The 23545-nt window shown below is 71.8% G+C and carries 20 protein-coding genes; 11 read left to right on the top strand and 9 right to left on the bottom strand.

Annotated features, from left to right (window positions below):
* Positions 1 to 46: 46 nt before the first annotated feature.
* Entirely contained in the window at positions 47 to 1261 is a 1215-nt protein-coding gene (gene fabV, locus ACFY0D_RS06515; RefSeq protein WP_390797277.1) for an enoyl-[acyl-carrier-protein] reductase FabV, read from the bottom strand.
* Positions 1262 to 1689: 428 nt separating this feature from the next.
* A complete protein-coding gene (locus ACFY0D_RS06510; protein WP_390797276.1) occupies positions 1690 to 2931 on the bottom strand; it encodes a saccharopine dehydrogenase family protein in 1242 nt (413 codons plus the stop codon).
* 104 nt (positions 2932 to 3035) lie between these two features.
* On the opposite strand from ACFY0D_RS06510, the gene ACFY0D_RS06505 reads away from it, so the two are divergent.
* From ACFY0D_RS06505 to ligA, 3 genes are all read left to right on the top strand, one after another.
* Positions 3036 to 3773: a TetR/AcrR family transcriptional regulator gene (locus ACFY0D_RS06505; protein WP_390797275.1), complete on the top strand. Its 738-nt coding sequence runs from the start codon at positions 3036 to 3038 to the stop codon at positions 3771 to 3773.
* Between the two features lie 105 nt (positions 3774 to 3878).
* The gene (locus ACFY0D_RS06500; protein ID WP_390797274.1) at positions 3879 to 5471 is read left to right on the top strand and encodes an APC family permease; all 1593 of its coding nucleotides are present in this window, start codon (positions 3879 to 3881) and stop codon (positions 5469 to 5471) included.
* Positions 5472 to 5575: 104 nt separating this feature from the next.
* On the top strand, positions 5576 to 7639 hold the full coding sequence (gene ligA / locus ACFY0D_RS06495; protein WP_390797273.1) for an NAD-dependent DNA ligase LigA: 2064 nt from the start codon (positions 5576 to 5578) through the stop codon (positions 7637 to 7639).
* A gap of 231 nt (positions 7640 to 7870) precedes the next feature.
* On the opposite strand, the gene ACFY0D_RS06490 is transcribed toward ligA, so the two are convergent.
* The gene (locus tag ACFY0D_RS06490; protein ID WP_390797272.1) at positions 7871 to 10042 is read right to left on the bottom strand and encodes a TerD family protein; all 2172 of its coding nucleotides are present in this window, start codon (positions 10040 to 10042) and stop codon (positions 7871 to 7873) included.
* Between the two features lie 119 nt (positions 10043 to 10161).
* On the opposite strand from ACFY0D_RS06490, the gene cpt reads away from it, so the two are divergent.
* Positions 10162 to 10683 carry a chloramphenicol phosphotransferase CPT gene (gene cpt, locus ACFY0D_RS06485; protein WP_390797418.1) on the top strand — a complete coding sequence of 174 codons (522 nt, stop codon included), beginning with the start codon at positions 10162 to 10164 and terminating at the stop codon, positions 10681 to 10683.
* Between the two features lie 54 nt (positions 10684 to 10737).
* On the opposite strand, the gene ACFY0D_RS06480 is transcribed toward cpt, so the two are convergent.
* On the bottom strand, positions 10738 to 11310 hold the full coding sequence (locus ACFY0D_RS06480) for a DUF1772 domain-containing protein (protein ID WP_390797271.1): 573 nt from the start codon (positions 11308 to 11310) through the stop codon (positions 10738 to 10740).
* A gap of 194 nt (positions 11311 to 11504) precedes the next feature.
* On the opposite strand from ACFY0D_RS06480, the gene ACFY0D_RS06475 reads away from it, so the two are divergent.
* Positions 11505 to 12008 (top strand): GNAT family N-acetyltransferase, encoded by a 504-nt coding sequence (locus ACFY0D_RS06475; protein WP_390797270.1) that lies wholly within the window; start codon positions 11505 to 11507, stop codon positions 12006 to 12008.
* Positions 12009 to 12088: 80 nt separating this feature from the next.
* Here ACFY0D_RS06475 and ACFY0D_RS06470 read toward each other — a convergent pair whose 3' ends face one another.
* Both ACFY0D_RS06470 and ACFY0D_RS06465 read right to left on the bottom strand, forming a co-directional pair.
* A complete protein-coding gene (locus ACFY0D_RS06470) occupies positions 12089 to 13099 on the bottom strand; it encodes an AraC family transcriptional regulator (RefSeq protein ID WP_390797269.1) in 1011 nt (336 codons plus the stop codon).
* A 68-nt stretch (positions 13100 to 13167) separates the two neighbouring features.
* A complete protein-coding gene (locus tag ACFY0D_RS06465) occupies positions 13168 to 14061 on the bottom strand; it encodes an NAD(P)H-binding protein (protein WP_390797268.1) in 894 nt (297 codons plus the stop codon).
* 140 nt (positions 14062 to 14201) lie between these two features.
* Here ACFY0D_RS06465 and ACFY0D_RS06460 point away from each other — a divergent pair, with 140 nt between their 5' ends.
* A complete protein-coding gene (locus tag ACFY0D_RS06460; RefSeq protein WP_390797267.1) occupies positions 14202 to 14780 on the top strand; it encodes a GNAT family N-acetyltransferase in 579 nt (192 codons plus the stop codon).
* On the opposite strand, the gene ACFY0D_RS06455 is transcribed toward ACFY0D_RS06460, so the two are convergent.
* Entirely contained in the window at positions 14758 to 15252 is a 495-nt protein-coding gene (locus tag ACFY0D_RS06455) for a hypothetical protein (protein WP_390797266.1), read from the bottom strand. The two genes, ACFY0D_RS06460 and ACFY0D_RS06455, sit on opposite strands and share 23 nt — an antisense overlap.
* Positions 15253 to 15566: 314 nt before the next feature.
* Between ACFY0D_RS06455 and ACFY0D_RS06450 the strand changes: the two genes are divergently transcribed.
* Both ACFY0D_RS06450 and ACFY0D_RS06445 read left to right on the top strand, forming a co-directional pair.
* Positions 15567 to 16121 carry a flavoprotein gene (locus ACFY0D_RS06450; RefSeq protein WP_390797265.1) on the top strand — a complete coding sequence of 185 codons (555 nt, stop codon included), beginning with the start codon at positions 15567 to 15569 and terminating at the stop codon, positions 16119 to 16121.
* A gap of 350 nt (positions 16122 to 16471) precedes the next feature.
* Entirely contained in the window at positions 16472 to 18355 is a 1884-nt protein-coding gene (locus ACFY0D_RS06445) for an ATP-binding cassette domain-containing protein (RefSeq protein ID WP_390797264.1), read from the top strand.
* A 96-nt stretch (positions 18356 to 18451) separates the two neighbouring features.
* Here ACFY0D_RS06445 and ACFY0D_RS06440 read toward each other — a convergent pair whose 3' ends face one another.
* Entirely contained in the window at positions 18452 to 18769 is a 318-nt protein-coding gene (locus ACFY0D_RS06440; protein WP_390797263.1) for an ASCH domain-containing protein, read from the bottom strand.
* 201 nt (positions 18770 to 18970) lie between these two features.
* Between ACFY0D_RS06440 and ACFY0D_RS06435 the strand changes: the two genes are divergently transcribed.
* The 3 genes from ACFY0D_RS06435 (at position 18971) to ACFY0D_RS06425 (ending at position 22952) form a co-directional block, all read left to right on the top strand.
* Complete coding sequence (locus ACFY0D_RS06435; RefSeq protein WP_390797262.1) at positions 18971 to 20398, top strand: tyrosinase family protein; 1428 nt, start codon at positions 18971 to 18973, stop codon at positions 20396 to 20398.
* Positions 20398 to 21237: a DUF2182 domain-containing protein gene (locus tag ACFY0D_RS06430; RefSeq protein ID WP_390797261.1), complete on the top strand. Its 840-nt coding sequence runs from the start codon at positions 20398 to 20400 to the stop codon at positions 21235 to 21237. Before ACFY0D_RS06435 ends, ACFY0D_RS06430 begins: the two co-directional genes overlap by 1 nt.
* 107 nt (positions 21238 to 21344) lie before the next feature.
* Positions 21345 to 22952 carry a phospholipase D-like domain-containing protein gene (locus tag ACFY0D_RS06425; protein ID WP_390797260.1) on the top strand — a complete coding sequence of 536 codons (1608 nt, stop codon included), beginning with the start codon at positions 21345 to 21347 and terminating at the stop codon, positions 22950 to 22952.
* Between the two features lie 6 nt (positions 22953 to 22958).
* Here the strand turns inward: ACFY0D_RS06425 and ACFY0D_RS06420 are convergent, their stop codons facing one another.
* Entirely contained in the window at positions 22959 to 23507 is a 549-nt protein-coding gene (locus tag ACFY0D_RS06420) for a GNAT family N-acetyltransferase (RefSeq protein WP_390797259.1), read from the bottom strand.
* Positions 23508 to 23545 lie beyond the last annotated feature (38 nt).

Genomic DNA, 23545 nt, shown 5'->3' with positions numbered 1-23545 from the left:
GGGCCCCGCTGCCGGTCGAGAGACCGGCGGCGGGGCCGCGCCGGGATCAGGAGGTGGGAACGGGCCAGGGAACCCGGGTCGCCACCGGGGCGCTGTAGTCGACGCCCGGCACGGAGAATCCGTACAGGCGTCGGACCTCGGCGTGAAACCAGTCGAGGTCGGCGAGAGCGGCGATGGTGTCGCTCGTGGCGGCCTCCCAGCGCTCGGCGACGGCCGCCTGGACCTCGTCGGTGAGTTCCCAGGTGTCCAGGCGGACGCGGCCTTCTTCATCCAGGGTGAGCGGAGCGACACCGGTGAGCTGGTCCCACAGGGCGGCGAGCTGACGCACGGGCGGCATCAGGTCCGGTCCGAGGACTCCGCGCAGCAGGCCGGTGTACAGGGCGATGCCGGGGATGGCGGTGGAGGACTGGGTGACGGCGGCGCCGTTGACGGAGGTCACGGCCCGCCCGCCCAGCGTGGTGCCGAGCCGCTCGTTCAGGGTGCGGGCGGTGGCTTCCAGGTGGGCCTTGGCCACGCCGATGGTGCCCTGCCGGTAGATCGCCGCTGTCAGAGGCGATCCGATGTACGACAGCGCGGCGGTGGCGAAGCCCTCGCCGAGCAGTCCCCGGCCGGCCAGGTGGTCGATCCAGCGTTCCCAGTCCGCGCCGCCCATCACGGCCACGGTCTGCTCGACGTCATCTCCCTCGGCCGGCCCGGTCTCGACCTCGCGCACCGCGGGAACGCCCTGGTCGTCGAAGACAAGGGTCTTGGTGCGGTTCGCCCGGCCGATCGGCTTGAGGACGGAGGCGTACGTGGTGCCGGTGTCCGGGTCGGTGCGCCGGGGCGCGGCGACCGAGTAGATGAGGTAGTCCAGCCTGCCGCCGAAACGCTGCTCGATGAGGTCGGCCACCTCGTTCTTCATCGTGTCGGAGAACGCGTCGCCGTTGAGGAAGACCAGATCCCGCCCGGCGGTACGGGCGATGTCGGCGGTGGCGGCGGTGCGGTACCAGCCGGCCGTGGCGGTGCGCCGTTCGGTGGGGGCCTTCTCGAAGGAGACCATGATGCCGCGGATGCCGGCGCGCTTGAGTCCGGCGACTGTGGCGGCCAGGCCGTATCCGGCCGAGGAGCCGATGATCAGAGCCACCGGCCCGGCCTCGTCCGGAGGGCCGGCAGGGTCGGGGCAGGCCTGCCACATGTCGGCCACCAGCCGCTCGCAGCCCGCCGGGTGGGAGTCGAGGAAGAGAAAGCCCCGGTTGCGGGGGGTGAGAACGCGCTCGCTCACGATGGAGTCCTTGGGTCGATCGGGCCGGGGACGCGGCAGCCGGCCGGGCCACCCCGTCCCGTAAGTCTGCGACAGGACGGACACGGACCGTGGCCCCCACCAGGGACAAGGATCACGAGTCGATCTTGGAGTGTTCCGCCACTTCCGGCGGAGCCGGGGATGCGTCACGACGAAGTGCGCACGGCGCGGCCGTCCTTGACGCTGAACGCGCGGCGGTCGGGTTCAGGGGGTGGTCCACGGGTGCGGGGCGGGCGAGGTCGCTGTGGCACCGCTCCGGGCGACGCCGGCGGATCCGGACCCGAACGGGATGCGACAGGGGGTGCGGCTGCCTGCGCAGGGTTCGGTGCGCGTGGCGTCGCGCCTCTCGGCGCGGCCGCCGGAGGGGCGGCGCGTCGGCTTCGGCGCTGCCCCTCCGGTGCGCCGGACGGTCAGTTGCCCGGGGTCTCGCCTTGTTCCCGCATACCCCACGGGGAGCCGTACGCGGTGAGCAGGTCGAGGAAGGGGAGCGGCGGCAGGGCCTCGGGGCCGAGGACGCCGGGCTGCGACCAGACGCCGGTGGCCAGGAGTTCGAGGGCCACCACCGGGTTGACGGCGGTCTGCCAGACGACGGCCTGGGAGCCGTACTCGCGCATGGACCACTGGTTGTCGACCACGTGGTAGAGGTAGACCTCGCGGGGCAGGCCGTCCTTGGTGCCCTTGACCCAGGTGCCGGCGCAGGTCTTTCCGGTCATGCGGTCCCCGAGCGTCGCCGGGTCGGGCAGGCAGGCGGCGACCACGTCGCGGGGCGAGACCCGGACCTCGCTGCCGTCCTCGCCGCGGACCGCGACCCGGGCGGTGGAGTCCAGGCCGAGGGCGTGGAGGGTCTTGAGCTTGCCGATGAAGTCGTCGCCGAGGCCGTACTTGAAGGTGACCCGGCGGGCGCCGACCCAGCGCGGGACGAGGAGGACCTCCTCGTGTTCGACGTTGACGCACTCGACGGGGCCGATGCCCTCCGGGAAGTCGAAGACCTCCGGCTCGCTGAACGGTTCGGTGGTGAACCAGCCGCGCTCGCGCTCGTAGACCACGGGAGGGTTCAGGCACTCCTCGATCGTCGTCCAGATGTTGAAGGACGGGGCGAAGTCGTAGCCCTCGACGGCCAGGTTCGCTCCGTCGCGGATGCCGATCTCCTCGATGTCGTCGAAGAGGTGGTCGGCGGCGTAGCGGGCGAAGACGTCCGAGAGTCCGGGCTCGACGCCCATGCCGACGAGGGCGAGGCGGCCCGACTTCTCCCACTCCCCGGCCCGTTCGAACTGCTCGTCGCCGAGCTTCACCCCGCATTCGCTGTGCGGGTGGTCGGGGTGGGGCCGGGAGAGGGACATGGCCATGTCGAGGTAGTGGCTGCCCGCCGCGAGCGCGGCGTTGAACAGGGGCATCACGAAGCGCGGGTCGGTGGCGTTCATGAGGACGTCGCATCCTCGCTCGGTGAGCAGCCGGCTGACCGCCGCCTCGTCGGAGGCGTCGACCCGGCAGGCGCTGAACCGCTGCTCTTCGCCGCCCAGGGCCGCGACGGCGGCCTCGGCGCGGGCCAGGTCGTAGTCGGCGACGACGAAGTGGTCGAAGAAGTCGCGGCGGGCGGCGATCTTGGTGATCGCGCTCCCGACACCGCCGGCACCCACAAGCAGAACACGCATGGCGAGGTCCTTTCTCTGTGAGGCGTGCGCCTCAGGGGCTGATGGAACCGTTCCGTCCGAGTTAAGGTCAATGGTGTTGGCATAAGGCTGGACGGAGGCGGGCGATGGCGAAGGACGTGGTCCCGGAGGAGGCCCGCAGACGGCGGCGCCCGACCCGGCAGGGGACGGTGCTCTCCGAGCGGCTGATCGTCGAGACGGCCCTGCGGATGGTGCGCGAGCACGGGAGCGCGGGTCTGTCCGCCCGGCGGCTGGGCGCCGCTCTGGGGGCGGACCCCAGCACGCTGTACCGGTACTTCGACGGCATGGACGGTCTGACCCTGGCCATCGGCGAGGAGCTGATCGGCCGGGCGCTCGACGGCTGGGTCCCCACCGGGCGGTGGCGCGACGACCTGCGCTCACTGGGGCTGCGCATCCACGGCGCCTACCTCGCCCACCCGCAGGCCGCGCTGCTCACCGCGAGCCGGGTGAGCGGCCGGCCGCGCGAGATCGCGGCCGACGAGGCGATCCTCGGCAGCCTGCGCGGCGCGGGCTTCGCGGACGTGGACGCCGTACGGATCTACCACGCCTACATCGACCAGGCCCTGGCCTTCGCGGCGCTCGACGCGGGGCCGCTCGCGCTGACGGAGAAGGCGCGCGAGTCGGACGAGGAGCGGTGGGAGTCGACGTACGCCCGGCTGCCGGCCGACGCCTACCCGAACATCGCGGCCACCGCGGGGCTGCTGGCCGCCCGGATGCCCCACAGCGCGTACCCGGTCGCGCTGGAGATGCTGCTGGACAGCGCCGAGAGGCAGCTCGCGGACGCGACGGGCGCCGGGGGCGGGGGCGCTGCCGGGCGCGGCTGACCCGACCTTCCGGGCAGGGTTATGCCAACACCATTGACCCTCTGTGCGGAGCACCGGTTTCCTCATCGCATCAACGCCCCGTTCACCGTGCACCAGTGAGGGACCATGGTCGAAGACACCGCGCGGACGCCTGCCGCCACCGCCACGCTCAGACCGAACGCGATCGGGTTCGTCGACGCCCTCGCCATCGGGCTGAACGCGACCTCGCCGGCGTACTCCCTGGCCGCCGTGATCGGGCCGATCGTCGCCCTGGTCGGCGTCCACGCCCCCGGGGTGATGCTCGCGTCGTTCGTTCCGATGGTGCTCATCGCTTCCGCTTTCTACTACCTGAACCGGGCCGACCCCGACTGCGGCACGACCTTTTCGTGGGTGACGCGTGCGCTGGGGCCCACGACCGGCTGGCTGGGCGGCTGGGCGATCACCATGACCGGGGTCCTGGTGGTCGGCTCGCTCGCCGACGTCGCCGTCAATTTCGGCCTGCTGGCCGTCGGTCTGGACGGCTGGTCCGGGAACTCGCCGATCCGCCAGGCACTGACCGTGCTCGTGATCGTGACGATGGCGGCGCTGTGCGTCCGGGACACCCAGGCGGCGGCTCGTCTGCAGAACGTCCTGGTGCTGCTGCAGACCGTGTGCCTGTTCGTCTTCGCGGCCGTCGCCCTGTACCGGGTCTACGCCGGTACCGGCTCCCTCGACGCGCTGCGTCCGTCGGTCGGCTGGCTCGACCCGTTCGGAGCCGGGAGCACGGCGCTGACCGGCGGGCTGCTCCTCGGTGTCTTCGTCTACTGGGGCTGGGAGTCGGCCGTCAACCTCACCGAGGAGACGAAGGATTCCTCCTCCGCCCCGGGCCGGGCCGGCATCTGGTCGACGGTGGTCCTCCTGGCCACCTATGTCTCCGTGGCCTTCGCGGTGGTCGCGTACGCCGGCACCGGCTATCTCACCGCGCACGCCGACGACGAGGAGGCCGTCTTCGCCTCCCTGGCCCGCGAGGCCCTCGGCGGCTGGGACTGGATCGTCCTCCTCGCCGTCGCCACCTCGGCGCTCGCCTCGACCCAGACGACGATCATCCCGGCCTCCCGCACCGCGCTGTCCATGGCGCGCAGGCAGGCCCTCCCCCGCCGGTTCGGTCTGATCCACGGCCGGTACCGCACCCCCGCCGTCGGCACCTGGTGGGTCGCCGGCACGGCCACGGTCTGGTACCTGTTCATCCACCAGGTCAGCGAGAACGCGCTCGCCGACTCCCTGACGGCCCTGTCGCTGCTGATCGCCTTCTACTACGCCCTCACCGGTATCGCGTGCGCGGTCTACCACCGGCGCCTGCTGACCGCGGGGGTGCGCGAGTTCCTGTTCATCGGGGCCGGCCCCCTCATCGGTGCGGGGATGCTGATCTGGCTGCTCGCCGAGGCGGTCGTCGACATGGCGGACCCCGCCAACTCCTCCGGTGGGACGTCCTGGTTCGACCTCGGCCCGCCGCTGGTCATCGCCCTCGGCCTAAGCCTTGTGGGGCTGCTGGTGATGCTCGCGCGGCGCGCGGCCTCCGGGGCGTTCTGGGCGGAGCGCCCGACCGTCCACGCAGGCCCGGCGGACCTGCCGGGCGGGACGGAGGAGGCCGGAGGGGCGGAGCGGCCGGCGGCAGGCGCCGCGGCGAGGGCGGCGGCGAGGGCGGCGGCGAGGGCGGCCGAGCCCGCGGCACGAGGGTGAACTCGCGGTGGGCGTGCGGGCCGTGACGGCCCGCCGTCCGCCGGGAAGGGCCCGCGGTGGGCGGGCCGGGGCGATTGTCAGTGGTGCGCGAGAGGATCACTTCCATGATGAACCTTTCCGCCGATCAGGCGCTGTCCAGCATGTCCGGCCGCTCCGCGTACGAGGCCGCGCTCGGGCGCCTGCGCGACGCGTCGGGGGCGTACTACGCCGACGGCGACAGCCCGATGGACGATGCCACCTACGACCGGCTCCGGCTCGCCGTGCTGGCGTGGGAGACGGAGCACCCCGACGAGGCCGCCGCGGACTCCCCCACCGGGCAGGTCGGCGACGGCGCCGCCCCGGCCGGCGATGTCGCGCACACCACCCGGCTGCTCAGCCTGGACAACGTCTTCAACCCCGACGGCCTGCTGTCGTGGGGCGATTCCCTGCAGCGGCGGCTGGGCACGGCACCGGTCTGCGGGTTCACCGTCGAGCCGAAGCTGGACGGCGCGGCCGTCGCGGCCCGCTACCGGGCCGGGCGGCTGGTGCAGATCATCACGCGGGGCGACGGCAGCACCGGTGAGGACATCAGCCATGTCATCGGGCAGATAGAGGGCCTGCCCGAGCGGCTGCCGGTGCCGGCCACCTTCGAGGTGCGCGGAGAGGTGCTGTTCACCCAGGAGCAGTTCGAGGCGGCGAACGCGGTCCGCACCGCGCACGGCGCGCAGGTCTTCGCCAACCCGCGCAACGGCACGGCCGGCACGCTGCGGGCCAAGGACCGCCCGTACCGGCTGATGATGACGTTCTGGACGTACGGCGCGGTCGAACTGGACGGAGAATCGTTCCTGCCCGCCGGAGCCACGCACGCCGAGACCCTGGCCGCGGTCGCCCGGGCCGGAGTCCGAACGACCGCGGACACCCCGGTCGGGCTGCACGTGGTCGCCACCCTCGCCGAGGCCCAGCAGCGGGTGGACGAGATCGCCGCCCTGCGCGCGGGGCTGCCGTTCGGGATCGACGGTGTCGTGATCAAGGTCAACGACTCGGCCGAGCAGGAAGCGGCTGGACTGGGCAGCCGGTTCCCCTACTTCGCCGTCGCCTTCAAGCTCCCGGCCGTCGAGCGGCAGACCGTGCTGGAGGACGTGGTGTGGGAGGTAGGCCGGACCGGGGTGCTCGCCCCGACCGCCGTACTCGCCCCGGTCCTGATCGACGGGTCCACGGTCACCCGGGCCACCCTCCACAACCCGGCCGACATCCGGCGCCGCGATCTCCACCTGGGCGACACGGTGACGGTCTACAAGGCGGGCGACATCATCCCGCGGGTCCAGGCCGCCGTGGTGCCGCTGCGCCCGGCCGGAGCGACGGAGGTACCCCTGCCCGAGACGTGCCCCAACTGCGGTGGGGAGATCGACAAGACGCAGGAGCGGTGGCGCTGCGCGCAGGGCGCGGCCTGCGCCCTGCCGGCCCTCATCGAGTACGCCGCCGGGCGCGAGATGCTCGACATCGACGGGCTGGGCAGGACGTACGTCAAGGCCCTGGTCGACGCGGGTGACGTCACGGACGTCGCCGACCTGTTCACCCTGTCCCCGGAGCAGCTCACCACCGCTTCCGGCAGCGCCAAGCGGGCCGCGAAGCTCACCGAGCAGATCGCGGCGGCGAAGGCCCGGCCGCTGAGCCGTGTCGTCTGCGCGCTGGGCATCCTGGGCACCGGGCGCAGCATCTCCCGCCGGATCGCCCGGCACTTCGGCACGATGGACGCCGTCCGCCGGGCCGATGCCCTCGCCATGCAGGCCGTGGACGGCATCGGCCCGGAGAAGGCCCCGGTGATCGTCGAGCAGATCGCCGCCCTGGCGCCGGTCATCGACAAGCTCGCCGCGGCGGGCGTCAGCATGAGCGAGCCGCGGGACGAGGCGGCGGCGCAGGGCTCGGGTCCGCTGGCCGGGAAGGTCGTGGTGGTGACCGGGAAGATGACCGGAGCGCTCGAAGGCCAGGGCCGGGACGCGATGAACGCACTGATCGAGAAGGCGGGCGGGCGTGCCGGCAGCAGCGTCAGCGCCAAGACCACCATCCTGGTCTCCGCGCCCTCGGCGGGCGGCAAGCCCAGCTCGAAGGCGGTCAAGGCCGCCGAGCTGGGTGTCGAGGTCCTGACCCCGGAGGCCTTCGGCGAGCTGGTCGCCGACTTCCTGAGCTGAGCCGGGCTGAGCTGAGCTGAGCCGGCCTGCCCGGCGGTCCGGCCGGCCCGGCGTCCGGCGTCCGGCGTCCGGCGTCCGGCGTCCGGCGTCCGACACAGAAAAGCCTCCGGCCGTCCCGCGTGGTGCGGGACGGCCGGAGGTCTCAAGTCGGTGGCGAGGAAAGCGAAGAGGCTATTTTAGGAGTGTTGAGAAGGAAGCCCCTTCATGGCCTCGCCACGGCTACGTTAACAGTCAGGCGGGGATCAGGTCACGCAGATTTTCCGGGGTGACGATCCGCGACGCCGGGTGCAGCTTCTCGGGCCGCTCCAGGCCGATGTAGGTGACGGGACCCGCCGGAACGGTCTTCCCGTCCCACACGGTGACGGTCGTCGCGCTGCCGGTCATCAGCTCGACCAGATAGCGGACGGTGAGCTGCTCGCGCTCGACGACGGCCCGCATCAGCGTCGCGACCGTCACCCGGTTGTCCTCGACCCGGTTGTACGACGGAGACCCCGTCAGGCACAGGTGCAGCCACTTGGCGCGCCACCGGCCGTCGGACCCGCGCAGGAACACCAGCGGCAGGGCGACCCGGCCCGGACCGCGCAGATCCGACTTCATGCGCACCGTGCGCGGCTCGAAGGGTCGTCCGTTCTGCTCGGCCCCGCGCAGCATGAACCCGAAGAACGACTCCTCGACCTCCTCGAAGCCTTCCCCTGAGTAGATGTTGACCTGCGGGACGATGCAGGAGGCGCGGACCGCGTCCAGCCGTAGGTCGATGAACTCCGAGGCCCCGTCGACCGCGTCCGTGATGTCACCGGAATGCTTGCCCCCGATCTCGCTCAGGTTGGTGTACGACAGCCAGGAGATGGTCGAGTAGTCGGTGTCCAGCAGGGCCGCCGACAGGTCGAAGTCGGTGCTGCGCGCGGTCTGCTTCCAGTACACGAAGAAGCGCAGCAGTTCTCCGTCGACCGGGGACACCGAGCCGCGCGGCAGCACACCGAGCCCGGACGCGGTCGCCTTGCCGCTGAGCGGCAGCGCCACGTCCAGGACGTCCGGGTCGATCAGCAGGTGGTCCGCCGCGGGCACCCGGCGGCGCAGCTCCGCGTCGATCGCGGCGATGATCCGCTTGCGTTCGGGCGCGAACACCGGAGGGCGGGTGTCCTCGGTGACCCAGGCCCGGCCGGCACGGTTGACGAACACCCGCTGCTCGCCGGTCTCCTCCGCGCGGTTGTGCAGGTGCTGGCGTACCGACAGCAGGACCCGGCCGGAGACGCCGGGGACGACCTGCTCGGCGGCGGCCACGACCGCGTCGCGCTCGTCCTGCGTGTGGGCGGAGCGCAGCAGCCGGTCCAGGGAGCGCAGCAGCTTGCCGGGCGCGGCCTTCAGCAGCTCGGCCGCGCCGGTGGGATCGAGCCGGGCGTGCAGTTCCTCCACCCGGCTGTCGAGGGAGCGCGCCGCCTTCTCGCCGCGGGCGACGGCGAACACGTCGGCCGCGTGCGGCCACTGCGGGTACTCGTGCGGGTGCAGCCGCTCGCCGAGCCGCTTCCACATCTCGCGGTGCGCGTGCACGTCGGCGAGCTTTGCGGGCGCGGAGCCGACGACCGCGTCGAGGCCCGCGAGCAGCGCCCGGCGCGCCGCACGGGAGATCCCGCGCAGCCGCGTCGGCTCCTGCAGACCGACGTCACCGCCGGCGAGCGCGCAGGCGAGGCGGAGCACGTCGGTGACCGTGTCCAGCAGCAGGCTCGCTCCGGCCTTCAGCCGGGCCTCGTTGACCACGGCCCGGTTCTCCCGTACGGGGATCTCCTCGGGCTGCGGTCCGTCCGCGCAGTGACGGGCGAGTTCGCGCAGGTCCCGCAGGCCGTCCTCGCCCAGGGGCGTGGTGCTGCCCGCCAAGGCCAGGTAGAGGGAGGTGAGTTCGTCGTCCGGGGCGGCGCCGAGGTGCAGGACCGTCATGCGGTCGCCCGCCGCGGCGATCAGCTCGTCGTGGTGGGTCAGCATCTCGGCGTAGGTGTGCCGGTAGTTCCCGTACGAGGGGAGCGTGAGCAGGTTCACGACGCCGGTGCTCAGCTGCTCCAGCGCGCTCGCGCGCGTGTCGTCGTCGGCGAGCGCCTCGGCTATGCACCGCATCCAGAAGTCGAAGGTGTCCGGCACATGGGCCGGGAAGTCGATGAAGTACACGTTGTGCCGGACGTGGTCGCCGACCATCTCGCGGACGGTGCCCAGCGTCCGTACGGCGGTGTCGACGACCGCCCCCTGCGACAGTCCCGACAGGTGTGCGAGCAGCTGTCCCGAGAGCTTGAAGCCCACGGACATCAGCGCGGCGTCGAACTGCTGCGCCGCGACGGCGCCTTCCCCGACGGGTCCCGTGGGGCGGGGGATGCGGTGGGTGTGCCGGAGGACCAGGGGGTCGAGTCGGTGGACCATTCGAACATGATCCCAAGGCCGTACGGGCGGCCGCACCCGGTTTTCGCGGGGCGGATCGGTGTCCGCCGAAACCGTTCCGTGCCGGACGGGAAGCGGCCTACTGTGGCGCGGTGACTCAGATGATCATTCTCAACGGTGGTTCCAGCTCGGGGAAGTCCGGGATCGTACGGTGTCTGCAGGCCGTGCTGCCGGACCCGTGGCTGTCGTTCGGGTGCGATGCGTTCGTCGACGCCCTGCCCGCCGCGATGCAGACGGCGCAGGAGGGCATCGAGATCGCGGCGGACGGCACGGTGAGCGTCGGGGCGACGTTCCGGGCGCTGGAGGCGGCCTGGACGGAGGGGATCGTGGCGATGGCCCGTGCGGGCGCGCGGATCGTCGTCGACGACGTGTTCCTCGGTGGGGCGGCGTCCCAGCAGCGGTGGCGGAAGGCGCTGGGCGACGTGCCGGTCCTGTGGGTCGGGGTGCGGTGCGACAGTGCGGTGGCCGCGGGCCGTGAGATCGCGCGAGGGGACCGGGTCCGGGGAATGGCCGCAGCGCAGGCGGACGCCGTGCACCGGGGAGTCACGTACGACCTTGAGGTGAACACCGCGCACACCGAATCCCTGGAGTGTGCGCGGATCATCGCCTCCCACGCCGCCTGACCGGGGATTCCCCTCCCCGGCGAAGGGAATCCCCGGCGGATGCGCCCGGTGCGATCAGCGCGTGGCGCGGCCGTGGAGCAGCGACGCGCGGGCGAGCGCGGTGAGGGCCGCGGTGCAGAGCAGGGTGCGGACGATGTTCGTCGTGACCCAGGTGGTCCTGAACCGCTCGACGATCGAGAAGTCCGTCATCTGCTCGACCGCGCCCGCGTCGGCGAGCTCGTTGTTGAGCGGGATGTTCACGCCGAAGGTGATCACGAGGACGACGAGGTACGCGACCGCGGCCGCCCCCACCCACAGGGCGGTGGCGCGGCGGCCGCCGCGGTACTCCACGACCGCCGAGGCGACGGCCGCCACCAGGGCCAGCAGGAACACCGAGCCGAAGAGCGGGTTGCCGTCGATGGCCTTGTTGAAGGCGCGCATCGCGGTGACGTACGTCTGCTCGTCACCGGCCGCCAGGCCCGGCATCACCGAAACGTCGAAGGCGAAGAACAGCCCGGCCATCAGACCCACCAGAACGGTGGACAGTGTGATCAGGGTGGCGGCGATCCGGGTGCTCTGCGGCCGGCCCGGTGTCGCCGGCGAGGCCGGCGGCCGGGTCGGATCGTTCGGCGTCGGGTTGATGGTCATTCGGCTCTCGTCCTCTTCCAACAGTCAATACAGCACGGTGCGATGCAGTGCGGTGCGACGCGTTCTGAACACGAACGCCCGATCGTGACATCACTTGTTCGATATTCCGCCGGGTTTCGATGACCCCTTGGGTGAATCTTTAGCCACTGCCGCCTGTTTCCGGGGAGCGTCGGAGCCGGGGATACGCTGGGTTCATGCCAGCCCTGAACTCCCCCGCACCCGGCCCGCTGCGCCTGGAGCCCGTCACCGGCGACAACTTCGACGCGGTCTGCGCGATACAGGTCCGCCCCGACCAGGCCCATCTGGTCTCCCCCGTGGTGAAGTCCCTCGCCGAGGCGTACGTGCACACCGCGACGGCCTGGCCCCGGGCCATCGTCGACGGCGACGAGATCGTCGGCTTCGTCATGGCCTTCCACGACGTCGTCTGGGACCCGGCCGCCGACCCGAACGACCGGCGCAGCGGCATCTGGCGCCTCAACATCGACGCCCGTCACCAGGGCAGGGGCTACGGCCGCTTCGCCGTCCAGGCGGCGACGGAAGAAATCCGCGCCCGCGGCATCGCCCACGCCTACGTCAGCTGGGACACCGGTACGAACAGCCCCGAGCCCTTCTACCTCGGCCTCGGCTTCCGCCCCACCGGCGAACTCAGCGGCGCCGAACGCGTCGCCAGGCTCTCCCTCATCCCGGACGGCACCTGAGGGCCGTCCCGCAATCCGGCTCTTCGGGGGCTCGGCCCTCGGGGGATCGGTCCTCGGGGATCGGTCTTCGCGGGCTCGCCTCAGGAAACGGCCTGGCCGAGCACGACCGTGCCGCGCGGACCCTGCGCCATCGCCGTACCCGGCGACGTCGTCCCTGAGCGGAACTCCCGCGGGCTGACCCCGCGGACCCGCTTGAAGGCGGCGGACAGGGCGAAGGCACTGCTGTAGCCGACCTTGCGGGCCACCATCTCCACCGTGGCATCCGGTTCACGCAGGAGATCGGCCGCCAGCGTCAGGCGCCAGCCCGTCAGATAGCCGACGGGCGGCTCGCCGACGACCTCCGTGAACCGGCGCGCCAGCGACGCCCGGGAGACGCCCACCTTCAGGGCCAGCTCCTCCACGGTCCACCCGTGCGCCGGGCTCTCGTGCAGCAGCCGCAGCGCCGGTCCGACCACTGGATCGCCCTGTGCCCGGAACCAGCCCGGGGCGCCGGACCCGGGTGCCGCGAGCCACGCCCGCAACACCCCGATCAGCAGCAGGTCCAACAGCCGGTCCAGGACCACCTCCTGGCCCGGCTCCTCGCTGGAGATCTCCGAGGCGAGGAGTGTGATCAGGGTGGAGTCGGCGGTGCCGGCCGGCCTCACCAGGATCGTGGGCAGCGCGCTCAGCAGCCTGCCGCCGACCTCGCCCGGCGCCTGGTAGGTGCCGCTCAGCATCACCGCCGCCCCTGCGCCGGGGCGGTCGGCGCCCCATGTCCGCACACCGAGCGCCATCGAATCCGAGACGTCCTCGCCCTCCTGCGTACTGCACCGCTGGTCGGGCCCCACCGTGATCTCGACGGGGGTGTCCGGCAGGTTCGCGACGGTGTAGGGCGCGGGCCCCCGTACGACGGCCACGTCCCCGGGGCCGATCCGTACCGGCTCGGCGCCCTCGTCGTCGGGCAGCAGCCAGGCAGAGCCCTGCACCATGGTCACCACCGACAGCGGGGCACGGTCCTCGATCCGCACCGACCACGGAGGGTTGAGCACCGACTTCAGCAGGAACGCGCCCCGGGCCTGCGGGCCCGCGAGAAGACCGGCCAGCATGTCCATACGCACATCCTCCCCACGTCGGAACAACACCCCGGCACCAACCCGGGCGCGGGCGTGGCCGGTCCGCATCAGAGGGCCTCGACGTCCCAGACACCGGTGGCCGCCGCCTCCCGGGCGAAGTCCGAGAAATCCCGGGGCGGCCGCCCCAGCACCTCCTCGACCCCGTGCACGAGGTGCGCATTGCGCCCGTCCAGGATCAGGGTGAACAGCTCGGCGAACTCCTCCGGCAGCCCGTTCTCACGCAGCACCGCACGATAGTCCTCCATCGGGACCGGCGCATAGGCGATCTCACGGCCGGTCGCCTTCGAGAGCTCGGCGGCCACGTCCTCGAAACCCAGCAGGCGCGGCCCCGACAGCTCGTACGTCTGTCCGATGTGCCGGTCATCGGTCAGCGCGGCCACCACCACGTCGGCTATGTCTCCGGTGTCGACGAACGCCTCGACCGCGTCCGCCGTCGGCAGCACGATCTCGCCCGCCCGAACGGAGTCGAGGAAGAAGCTCTGGTCGAAGTTCTGGTTGAACCAACTCGACCGGACGATCGTCCAGTCCGCGCCGGAAGCCTTCAGCCACTCCTCACTGGTCCGCGCCGCCTCCTCACCACGCCCCGACAGCAGCACCAGGCGCCGGGCCCCGGCCGCCACCGCCACCTCCGCGAAGGCCGCAACCCGCACGGAAGCCCCCGGGAAGGCGAGATCGGGGTAGTACGTCACGTACACCCGGTCCACGCCTTCGAGCGCGGGAAGCCAGGTCGCGGGTTCGTTCCAGTCGAAAGGCGGCTCGCCACGGCGAGATCCGACCCTGACGAGGCGGCCCTGGGCCGTGAGCCTCTCGGCAACCTTCCGGCCGGTCTTGCCGGTACCTCCGATCACCAGGGTGATACCGGCGTCGGCGTGGTGCGCGTTCGCGTGCGTGGTCGGGTCGGTGGTCTGCGTGTCGTTCTCGTTCTTCGTCGTCTTCGTCATGACCACAGTCAAATCCAACGGCACGAGACGCGACATAGCCGAAGAGCTCACCCGCATACGCGTGCGTCCATCCGACCGTTCGGCGTGGGGGTCCGGGAAACGGGATGACAGGGCGGCAGGCGGGGAGGAACACTCACTGCATGCGCGAACGTGTGGAAATTGCCTCGGGTTTGGTGCTGCGGAGATGGGCCGTGCGCGACGCGGCGCCGGTGACGGCCGCGTTCGCGGATCCCCTCATGCGCGAGCAGACCGGCCGTCCCATCGGTTCACCGGAAGATGCGCGGGAGTGGATCGCGGAGCGTACCGCCGAGTGGGAGGCAGGCTCCGCCTTCGCCTTCTCCGTCGTCGACGGCGCCGACACGGTGCTCGGCCAGGTGTCGGTCGGCGCGGTGAACCGGCGGCACTCGGTCGGCTGGGTCTCCTACTGGACGACGGCTGCCGCCCGGGGGCGTGGCGTGGCTTCTCAGGCCTGCCGGGCTCTCGCTCGCTGGGCGTTCCACGAAGCCGAACTGTTCCGGCTTGAGCTGGGGCACCGGGTGAACAACCCCGGCTCGTGCAGAGTCGCTCACGCCGCGGGCTTCGCCGTGGAAGGACGCCAGCGGCAGAAGCTCGCGTACGACGGCCTCCGCTACGACGTCGAGCTCCACGCCCGTCTGGCGACAGACCCGGAGCCGGTCGCCGCGTCCCGTGAGTGCATCAGTACACGAGCTTGTACGTGACGTCCTTCGGGACCGGGGACGGTGCGGTGTCCGTGTAGAGGAGCCGGATCGTGCTGAAGCGCTGGACGTCCGGGTGGCCCGGCCAGGGTTCCGGAGCGCTCAGGGTCACCGTCACCGGGTAGGACCGGAAGCGGCCCGCAGCGCAGTAGGGAATGCAGTCGTTCACCATGTCGGTGCCCTTGGCCGTCGCGGTCTTCGGCCCCCAGGTGTCCCAGGTCAGTCCGACGAGACGGTTGTTGCCGTCCCCGCAGGCCAGCAAGTACTCCTCGGGACGTACCTGGGACTGCGAGAAGCAGTCGACGACCACGAGGGGCTCGGCCGGAGCCGCTACGGCCCGGGGGCTCTGCGCGGAGGCCGGGACGGCGGCCGCGGCAAGAGCCGCCGCCGCACACAGAATGGTGGCGGTCCGCACCCTGGACCGGAACCAGGACCGGGGTGCACGAATGAGCCGGCCGTCTTCTGAGGTTTCCACGAGGCCCTCCTCGCCCTTCTGTCCCGCTGTCGGCGGTGCGGCTAAACCCAGCTTCCCCCATCCGGGCGGGCCCCGCACGCGCAGGAGCGGGTCCCCCGCCCTACCTGTTCGAAGCGTCCATGGGGGCCGCCTGTGCTGCCCCTGCCGCCCCTGCCGCCCCTGCCGCCCCTGCCGGATGGTCGTGGACCCGGCCCGGCCGTCGCGGGGACATCCGCCGCGGCGCCGTGAGTCCGGTGCGGTGCGTCCGGTGTCGGCGGAACCGGCCCTGCTCAGGCAGGCGTGATCCGGCTCGAACCATGTGATCATATTGCGGCATGACCACGAAGACTCTTCACCTGCTCTGCTCCGCCGCCCCGCCCGTCTTCGACGTCGCCCGGGTCATCGAGGACGCCCAGGCGCGGGGCTGGGACGTGTGCCTCGGCCTCACTCCCACCGCCGCGCACTGGCTTTCCGAAAGCCTCGACGGACTCGCCGCTCTCACCGGCCATCCCGTCCGCTGGCAGTACAAACTCCCCGGCCAACCCGACATATGGCCCGCGGCCGACGCACTCCTCTTCGCACCGGCGACCTTCAACACCATCAACGCGTGGGCCCTCGGCCTGACCGACAACCTCGTCGTCGGCCTCGCCGCCGAAGCGACCGGCAAGCGCACGCCGGTCATCGCGATGCCCTGCACCAACACCGCCCTCGCGGCCCACCCCCAGTTCGAAATCTCCCTGAACACCCTGCGCAACGCCGGAGTCGAGCTCCTGCACGGCGAAACCGGATACACCCCCGACCCCGCCGATCCCGACGCCCCGGTCCACTTCCCCTGGCCCACCGCCATCAACGCCCTGGGCGCCCTCGACCACGCCGTGCCCCAGGCGTAGAGCGCCGGGCGAGGCCCTCGTCCGACCCGCCCGGGGCCGCGCCTCGGGCCCGCAAGCGATTTCCGGTGAGCCGACCCCCGTACCGGCGGGTTCCGGCCAACCTCCCGTCCGTCTCCGCCCGGAAGCCCGGCGGCGCCCGAACACGATCAGCGGCCACGGCTGGGGAGCCGTCGCCGCGAGGTCGGCCAGATCCCGCTGCTCCGGCCTTCGGCCTGCGCTGTACTCACTGCCTCCAGTTCCCGCGACCACGCAGCCGCCCCTCCGCACACCGCGGGGAAGGGCTTCTCCGGCATGCGCTGCGAGCGGTGAACCGGCCTTCAAAACAACCCAGTTGAAGGAGAGACGGCAGCATGGCCGAGCAGCAGACCGAGCACCGGAAGACCGCCGCACCACCCGCCCCGCCCGAGTTCAAGTACACCTGGGGCCAGCACAACGAGACCATGGAGGCGCTGTCGCTCGGGCAGATGGCCCGCCGCGTTCCCTCCGCCCTCCGGCAGACCGCGCGACTCGCGCTCGCCGTCAACCGCACCGCGTTCCACGTACTGGTCACCGCCCAGATCCTCGGCGGGATCTGCACGGCGGCAGCGCTCGCGGCGATCTCGCGGGCGATGGTCCCGCTCCTGACCGGAGACGGCATCGAGGAACGGATCTCGGCGGCGGCCTGGCCGCTGGTCGTCGCGGCCGCCATGACGGCGCTCGGCGCGCTGGCCTCCATCACCTCGGGCAGCGCGGCCCGCCGCCTGAATCCCGGCATGGCCACCCTCGCCGATCTCGCCATGGTCGACGCCCACATGGACGTCGAACTCGCCGCGTACGACGCTCCCGACTTCACCGAGCGCTCCGAGGCCGCCGAGACCGGATCCGCCCGCTCCGCCATGCTGCTGCAGGACGCCCTCGGCTTCACCGGCGGCCTGATCGACATGCTCGCCGTGGCGTCCGTCCTCGCCGTGGTCCACCCCGTGCTGCTGCCGCTGCTCCTGCTGTCGGTGGTCCCCCGCGGCCTCGGCTCCGTCTACGCCGCCCGCCTCGACTACCGCCTCCACAACCAGACGATCGCCTCCCGCAACATCAAGCACATGATGCGCTGGCACCTGACCACCCCGAAGCTCGCCGACGAGCTGCGCGGCAACAGCATGCGTCCGTACGCCCACCACTGGTACGCCGCGGTCTGCGAGCGCATCGACGCGCGGATGGTCAGCTCCGCGCCCCGCTACCTCACGGTCTATCTGATCGCCGCCGCCGCGTCGGGGGTCTTCGTCGTGGCGACCTACGGGGCCCTCGCCGGGCTGGTCCTCGGCGGGTACATGGCGATCGCCGCCGCCGGCACGGCGATCGTCGCCATGCGGACCTCCACCGCCGCCCTCTCCCAGCTCGTCGTCTACGGGGCGGCCATGTTCCAGCACGCCCTCTACCTCGGCGACTACACCACCTTCGTCGCCGAGGCCGCCGAGAAGTCCGGTCCGCGCGGCCCGCAGGTCATGGAGGCCGCCCCGGAGAAGATCCGCCTGGAGGAGGTCACGTACACCTACCCCGGCAAGGACACCCCCTCGCTCGGACCCGTCTCGCTGACCCTGTCCCGGGGCGAGGTCATCGCCGTCGTCGGGGAGAACGGCGCGGGCAAGTCCACGCTGATCCGGCTGCTGACCTCGCTGACCGTCCCGACGTCCGGCATCGTCTCCTGGGATGGGGTCCCGACCTCCGACGCCGACCAGCGCTCCGCCTGGCAGCACGTCGGCCTCGTCACCCAGTCGTACGGGTACTGGCCCTTCTCCGCCCGGGAGAACATCACCCTCGGCCAACCCGGCCCGCGTGGCGAGGAGGCCGTCTGGGACGCACTGGACGCGGTCGGCATGCGGGCGACCGTCCAGGAGTTCCCGGACGGCCTGGACACCCTGCTGGCCCGCTCGATCTGGGGCGGGCACGAGCCTTCCGGCGGCCAGTGGCAGCGCCTGGCGTGCGGGCGGGCGTTCTACCGGAAGCCGGGGCTCCTGGTCATGGACGAGCCGACGTCGGCCATGGACCCGCGCGGTGAGCACATGGTGTTCTCCGGGCTGCGGGACATGAAGGACGACCGGATCACGGTGATCGTCACCCACCGGATGGAGAACTGCCGCCTCGCCGACCGGATCATCGTCCTCGACGCGGGCCGGATCACGGAGCAGGGCGGTTACGAGGAGCTGGTGCGCCTGGACGGCTCCTTCGCCGAACTGGTCCGGCTCTCCCAGGACCGGTAGTCCGGTGACGTCCGGGGGACGCGCCGCGCCGCGCGTCCCGCGGACCCACGGCCTCGGCGAGGGCGCCTGACGGCGTGGTCACCCGAGGCCACCCGCTCAGCGCACCGGCCGGAAGTGCACGACGGTGATGTGGTCGGCCGGCCCGATGCCGGGGTAGTGGTGGCGGAGCCTGCCGTGGAGCTCGGCCAGGTCACGAAAGCCGTCCGCCCGGGCGTCCAGCTCGCTGAGCCGGTCGACCGTCGTCTCGGTGAGCCGCGTGACGACACCCGGCAGGACCACCTCCTCGTCCAGTTCGAACACCAGGCTGACGGGGCCCACCTCCACCGGGTCACGGAAGCGGACGGTGGTCGTCTTCCGGCCGGCCCGCACGGCGTCGAGGTAGTCGGGATGGAAGTACAGAGACTGCGAGTTCATCGGCGCACCCTAGGCCATCTCGCGGCGGGCGACACGAGTGGCCTGCTGCCCGCGCGCCGGGTCGATCACGGACTGCCGTTTGGGTAGGGTTCATCCCGAATTTGTTCGCGACCTGACTCGATGGAGAACGGGCGGCACGGCGATGCGGGGAACGGGAGCGCGGGACCCGCATCACGGCCGGCCTGACGGAAGGCGGACGCGGTGAGCCCTCAGCCGGTCGTGCACGTGCGCAGGAACGTGTGGACCCTGCCGGAAGACGACCTGACGCTCGCGCACTACGCGGCAGCCGTCACCGAGATGAAGGGACGGGACGCGGACGACCCCACGAGCTGGGCCTACCAGGCGGCGATCCACGGGACGTCCGCGACACCTCCGAAGCCGCTGTGGAACAGCTGCAAGCACGGCTCGTGGTTCTTCCTCTCCTGGCACCGCATGTACCTCTGGTACTTCGAGCGGATCGTCCGCGCCGCGGTCGTGGACCTGGGCGGTCCGGCCGACTGGGCGCTGCCGTTCTGGGACTACGACGCCGATCCGTCGCAGGCCCGGATCCCGCCGGCCTTCCGGGACGAGGAAGGCGGCGCCAACCCGCTGTTCGCCGCGCGGGCGCACCGCCTCAACCTGGGTGAGCCCCTGCCCTTCGAGATCACCTCCCCGGCCTATGCGATGGGGCGCACCCAGTTCGTCGGCGAAGCCGAGTTCGGCGGCGGCATCACACCGGACGGCGATGCCTTCTGGAACCGGGACGGAGCGGTCGAGAGCACCCCGCACAACGCCGTGCACAGCCACATCGGCCGCTGGATGGGGCGAACCGACACGGCGGCGCTGGACCCGATCTTCTGGCTCCATCACGCGAACATCGACCGCCTCTGGTTCGAATGGGCGAGCCGCCCGGGACACGGCAACCCGACGGACCCGCCCTGGATCACCCAGGAGTACCGGTTCTTCGACGCCGACGGGAGCGAGCGGAGACTGGCGGCCTCCGCCGTCGTCGACATCGCCGGTCAGCTGGGATACACGTACGAGTCGCCCGTACCGGTTCCGCCGCCGCCTCCGGTTCCGCCCCTCTCCCCCCTCTCCCCCGTGCCCGAGGTGTCGATGAGTGGTCCGAACGCGTCCGGACCGACGCCGCCCAAGCGGCGCGAGATGGCCGGCGCGTCACAGCAGACCGTGCAGCTCGTCGGTCGCGCGGCGAGCGTCACCGTACCGATCGACCAACGGACGACGCGGTCACTCGGCACGGCGCTGGGTGTCCCCGTCCCCGAGGCCGATCGACGTGTGTACCTCAACGTCGAGGACATCGAGGGCGAGCAGAACCCCGACACGGTCTACGGCATCTACGTCAACCTGCCCGACGGAGCCCCCCGTGAACTGGCGGAGAGCCACCGGGTGGGCAACCTGTCCTTCTTCGGCATCGAGCGGGCCCAGGATCCCCGCGGCGACGAGCACCCGCACGGTCTGCGGGTGACCGTCGAGATCACCCCGCTCGTGCGCAGGCTGGTGGCGGAGAACGCGTGGGACGACCGTGCGCTGCGCGTGACGTTCCTTCCGCTCGGCGCGCGCGGGCCGGCCGACGCGGAGACCGAGGACCCGCCGGTCGAGATCGGGCGGGTCAGCCTCGTCTACACCTGATGACGACGTCCGCCGCGGCCCGGACGCGGTCCCCCCGGACGGCGCCCGTGCGGCGGTTGCTGCGGCCGCGTGTCTCGCTCGGCTTCGAGCTGGTGGCCGTCGCCGCCTGGATCGCCCTGGCCGCACCGGCCGTGACGGGCGGGTCGCACGGTGCCGGCGGCGCCGGCCGCACCCCCGGCACCGGGGCCTCGCACCACCATGTGTCCACGGCGCACGCGGCGCACGGCGCCGCCGGTTCCGGGGGTCTGGGGATGTGGGCGCTGATGAGCGTCGCGATGATGCTGCCGGCGGCCGTCCCCGCGCTCGCACATGTCGGGGCGAACAGCCTGCGGCGGCGCCGGCAGCGCGCGATGGCCACGTTCGCGGCCGTCTACCTGGCGGTGTGGATCGGGTACGGCGCACTGCTCCTGGGGTCGGCCCCGCTGTGGGCGCGGCTGCCGGACGACGTCGTACTCGCCTGCGCGCTCGCCCTCGCGGCGGCGTGGCAGCTGACCGTCCACAAGCGGCGCGCCCTGCGCGACTGCCACCGTTCCTCCCCGCTGCCGCCGACCGGCTGGCGCGCGGTGGCGGGGGCCGGCCGCTTCGGGCTGCGCCAGGGGGGCGCGTGCCTGCGTGCGTGCTGGGCGCTGATGCTGGTGATGGCCGTGGCAAGCGGCAGGAGCGGGAGTGGGAGTGGGAGTGGGAACGGGATGCTCGCGGGGATGGCCGTACTCACCGGGATCGTCATGACGGAGAGGCTGGCCCGCAAGCCGCGACGCCCCACGCAGCTCGCCGCCGCGGTACTCGCCGCGGCCGCCCTGGCGGTCGCCCTCGCGGCGGCCGGCCGGCGGTGGTACTGAGCAACGGAACAGCGCCCCCGCGCCGGAGTGCGCTCGACCCGGCGCGGGGTGAAGCTGGAGACCGAGCTCGCTCCGGAAGACGGCCCCGGGTACCGGGAGGCGTGGACATGAGGGTGCAGAGCAGTTCCGGGCCATTGCGCGTACAGGCCATCGCCGGGACCCACGTGGTGATCCTTGGGTTCGACCACGATCGAGCCGCCATGGACGGCGTCCTCGGCTTCGGGGTCGAACGGTTCGACCACGCCGAAGGAAAGCACCGCTGGCTGGACAACCGCCTCCGTTTCCCTCAGGCAAGAGGCCGCTGGGGGTCCAACTGGAACCCGTTCCAGACCTTCGCCTGGGGTGACTACCGCGCCAAACCCGGGCGGACCTACACCTATCGCGTGCACTCCATGACCGGAACCCCGGGGGAGGAACTCACCCCGGCCTCGACCGTCGAACTGCGGGTGCGGACCGAGGAGCCGGGCGTGCACGGCGTCTGGTTCAACCGTGGGGTGTACGCCTCGCAGGCCTACGCCGAACGCTTCAGGAACCTCCACCCCGACGACATCCCCAACCGTGAGGCCTGGCGCTGGCTGTCGCGCGGCCTGGAGGAGGCGCTGCTCGCCTTCATCGGCACCGCCGTCGGCGACCACCGCCAGCTCCATGCGGCGCTGTACGAGTTCGAGTACCTGCCCGTGCTCAAGGCCTTCCGTGTGGCCGCGGACACGGGCGTGGACGTCCGGCTCGTCGTGTTCGACCACCCGCACAACCGCGAGGCGGTGGCCGCCGCCGGCATCGACGACCTGGTCGTGGCCTGGCGGGCCCGGGCGAAAATCCCGCACAACAAGTTCGTGATCGCGAGCCACGACGGCGAGCCCGAGGCCGTGTGGACCGGGTCGACCAACATCACCGAGAACGGGATCTTCGGACAGTCCAACGTCGGACACACCGTCACCGATGCCTCGGTCGCCCGGCGATACCGTGACTACTGGGCCCAGCTCCTTGCGGACCCGACCCCCGGCACCCTCAACAACTGGGTGGACGCCAACAACCCGATGCCCGACCCCTGGCCCGCCGGCATATCGGTCGTGTTCAGCCCGCATACGCACACCACGGCGCAGGACCGCTACGCCGATCTCTTCGGATCGGCCCAGGACCTGGTGTGCATCACGTTCCCGTTCAACCTCGATCGCCGATTCGCCGACCAGCTCCCGGGCGACCACTCCGCGCTCCGCTGGCTGCTGTTCGAGAACGCCGGTATCGCCGAAGCGCACCGGAGCCTGGTCACCGATCCCGAGACGGAGCTGGTGGCCTGCGGCCTCGTCGAAGAGGGCGGCCTCGCGGGCTGGGCGGCCGAGCACGACAACCCGTTCTCCAACAACATCGAGTACCTGCACACGAAGTACCTGCTGATCGACCCGCTCGGCGACGACCCGATCGTGGTGACCGGCTCGGCCAACTTCAGCGATCACTCCGCGAACTTGAACGACGAGAACATGCTGGTGATCCGGGGCGACCACGGCCTCGCGGAGATCTACTTCACCGAGTTCTCCCGCCTGTTCAACCACCACCGCTTCCGGGACTCGCTCCGCCTGGCCGCGCACCAGCCGACGCCCGGCCCCGAGACGGGAGTCGAAGCCCCGGTGCCGCTCGTCGCCGGGCACTGGTCGGACAAGTACTACGACGAACCGGCGCGGGACCACCAGCGCCGGCTGCTGGCCGGCTCGTCGTAGAACGCCTCAGACCTCGGGAAGGGACGGGTCGGGTGTCCAGGGGTTCGGTGCGGTGACGGCCCAGCGTTCGTGGTCCCGCCAGTCCCCGTCGATGTAGAGGTAGGAGGGCGAGAGCCCCTCGTAGCGGAAGCCCAGCCGCCGGACCAGGGCCAGGGAGGCTTTGTTCGCCGGCTGGATGTTGGCCTCCAGGCGGTGGAGCCGCAGGTCGGCGAAGGCGTGCCGCAGGGTGGCGGCGACCCCTTCGGTCATGTACCCGCGCCCCGCGGACGGGGCGAAGGCCGCATAGCCGAGGGACGCGCCCTGGTAGCGGCCCCGGATGATCGAGTTGATGTTGACCATGCCGACGGCTGCGCCGGTTTCCCGGACACGGACCAGAAAGCCCAGGTTGGTGCCGTCGTCGAAGCGGCGCGTCCAGACCTGGAACTCCTCCGCGGTCGCGGGGAGCTGCATCCATGGCCGGTGCAGCTCGGAGCTGGCCCGCACGAGCGTGCAGAACTCGTCCTGGTCGGAGGGGGTGAGCGGGCGCAGTTCGACCCGTGACGGCATATCGATCATGGACCAACGTTAGGTCTTGTGAGGGTCGCGGGCCAGGT

The sequence above is a fragment of the Streptomyces sp. NPDC001502 genome, assembly GCF_042894785.1.
In the GTDB taxonomy this organism is placed as follows: domain Bacteria; phylum Actinomycetota; class Actinomycetes; order Streptomycetales; family Streptomycetaceae; genus Streptomyces; species Streptomyces kutzneri.
Note: the sequence above shows the minus strand (reverse complement) of the source record. Positions and strands in the feature narration are given on the sequence as shown.

Coding starts and splice junctions, on each gene's coding strand:
- ACFY0D_RS06510 (WP_390797276.1), bottom strand. CDS start 2,931: ATGCGTGTTCTGCTTGTGGGTGCCGGCGGTGTCGGGAGCGCGATCACC.
- ACFY0D_RS06505 (WP_390797275.1), top strand. CDS start 3,036: ATGGCGAAGGACGTGGTCCCGGAGGAGGCCCGCAGACGGCGGCGCCCG.
- ACFY0D_RS06500 (WP_390797274.1), top strand. CDS start 3,879: ATGGTCGAAGACACCGCGCGGACGCCTGCCGCCACCGCCACGCTCAGA.
- ligA (WP_390797273.1), top strand. CDS start 5,576: ATGATGAACCTTTCCGCCGATCAGGCGCTGTCCAGCATGTCCGGCCGC.
- ACFY0D_RS06490 (WP_390797272.1), bottom strand. CDS start 10,042: ATGGTCCACCGACTCGACCCCCTGGTCCTCCGGCACACCCACCGCATC.
- cpt (WP_390797418.1), top strand. CDS start 10,162: ATGATCATTCTCAACGGTGGTTCCAGCTCGGGGAAGTCCGGGATCGTA.
- ACFY0D_RS06480 (WP_390797271.1), bottom strand. CDS start 11,310: ATGACCATCAACCCGACGCCGAACGATCCGACCCGGCCGCCGGCCTCG.
- ACFY0D_RS06475 (WP_390797270.1), top strand. CDS start 11,505: ATGCCAGCCCTGAACTCCCCCGCACCCGGCCCGCTGCGCCTGGAGCCC.
- ACFY0D_RS06470 (WP_390797269.1), bottom strand. CDS start 13,099: ATGGACATGCTGGCCGGTCTTCTCGCGGGCCCGCAGGCCCGGGGCGCG.
- ACFY0D_RS06465 (WP_390797268.1), bottom strand. CDS start 14,061: ATGACGAAGACGACGAAGAACGAGAACGACACGCAGACCACCGACCCG.
- ACFY0D_RS06460 (WP_390797267.1), top strand. CDS start 14,202: ATGCGCGAACGTGTGGAAATTGCCTCGGGTTTGGTGCTGCGGAGATGG.
- ACFY0D_RS06450 (WP_390797265.1), top strand. CDS start 15,567: ATGACCACGAAGACTCTTCACCTGCTCTGCTCCGCCGCCCCGCCCGTC.
- ACFY0D_RS06445 (WP_390797264.1), top strand. CDS start 16,472: ATGGCCGAGCAGCAGACCGAGCACCGGAAGACCGCCGCACCACCCGCC.
- ACFY0D_RS06440 (WP_390797263.1), bottom strand. CDS start 18,769: ATGAACTCGCAGTCTCTGTACTTCCATCCCGACTACCTCGACGCCGTG.
- ACFY0D_RS06430 (WP_390797261.1), top strand. CDS start 20,398: ATGACGACGTCCGCCGCGGCCCGGACGCGGTCCCCCCGGACGGCGCCC.
- ACFY0D_RS06425 (WP_390797260.1), top strand. CDS start 21,345: ATGAGGGTGCAGAGCAGTTCCGGGCCATTGCGCGTACAGGCCATCGCC.
- ACFY0D_RS06420 (WP_390797259.1), bottom strand. CDS start 23,507: ATGATCGATATGCCGTCACGGGTCGAACTGCGCCCGCTCACCCCCTCC.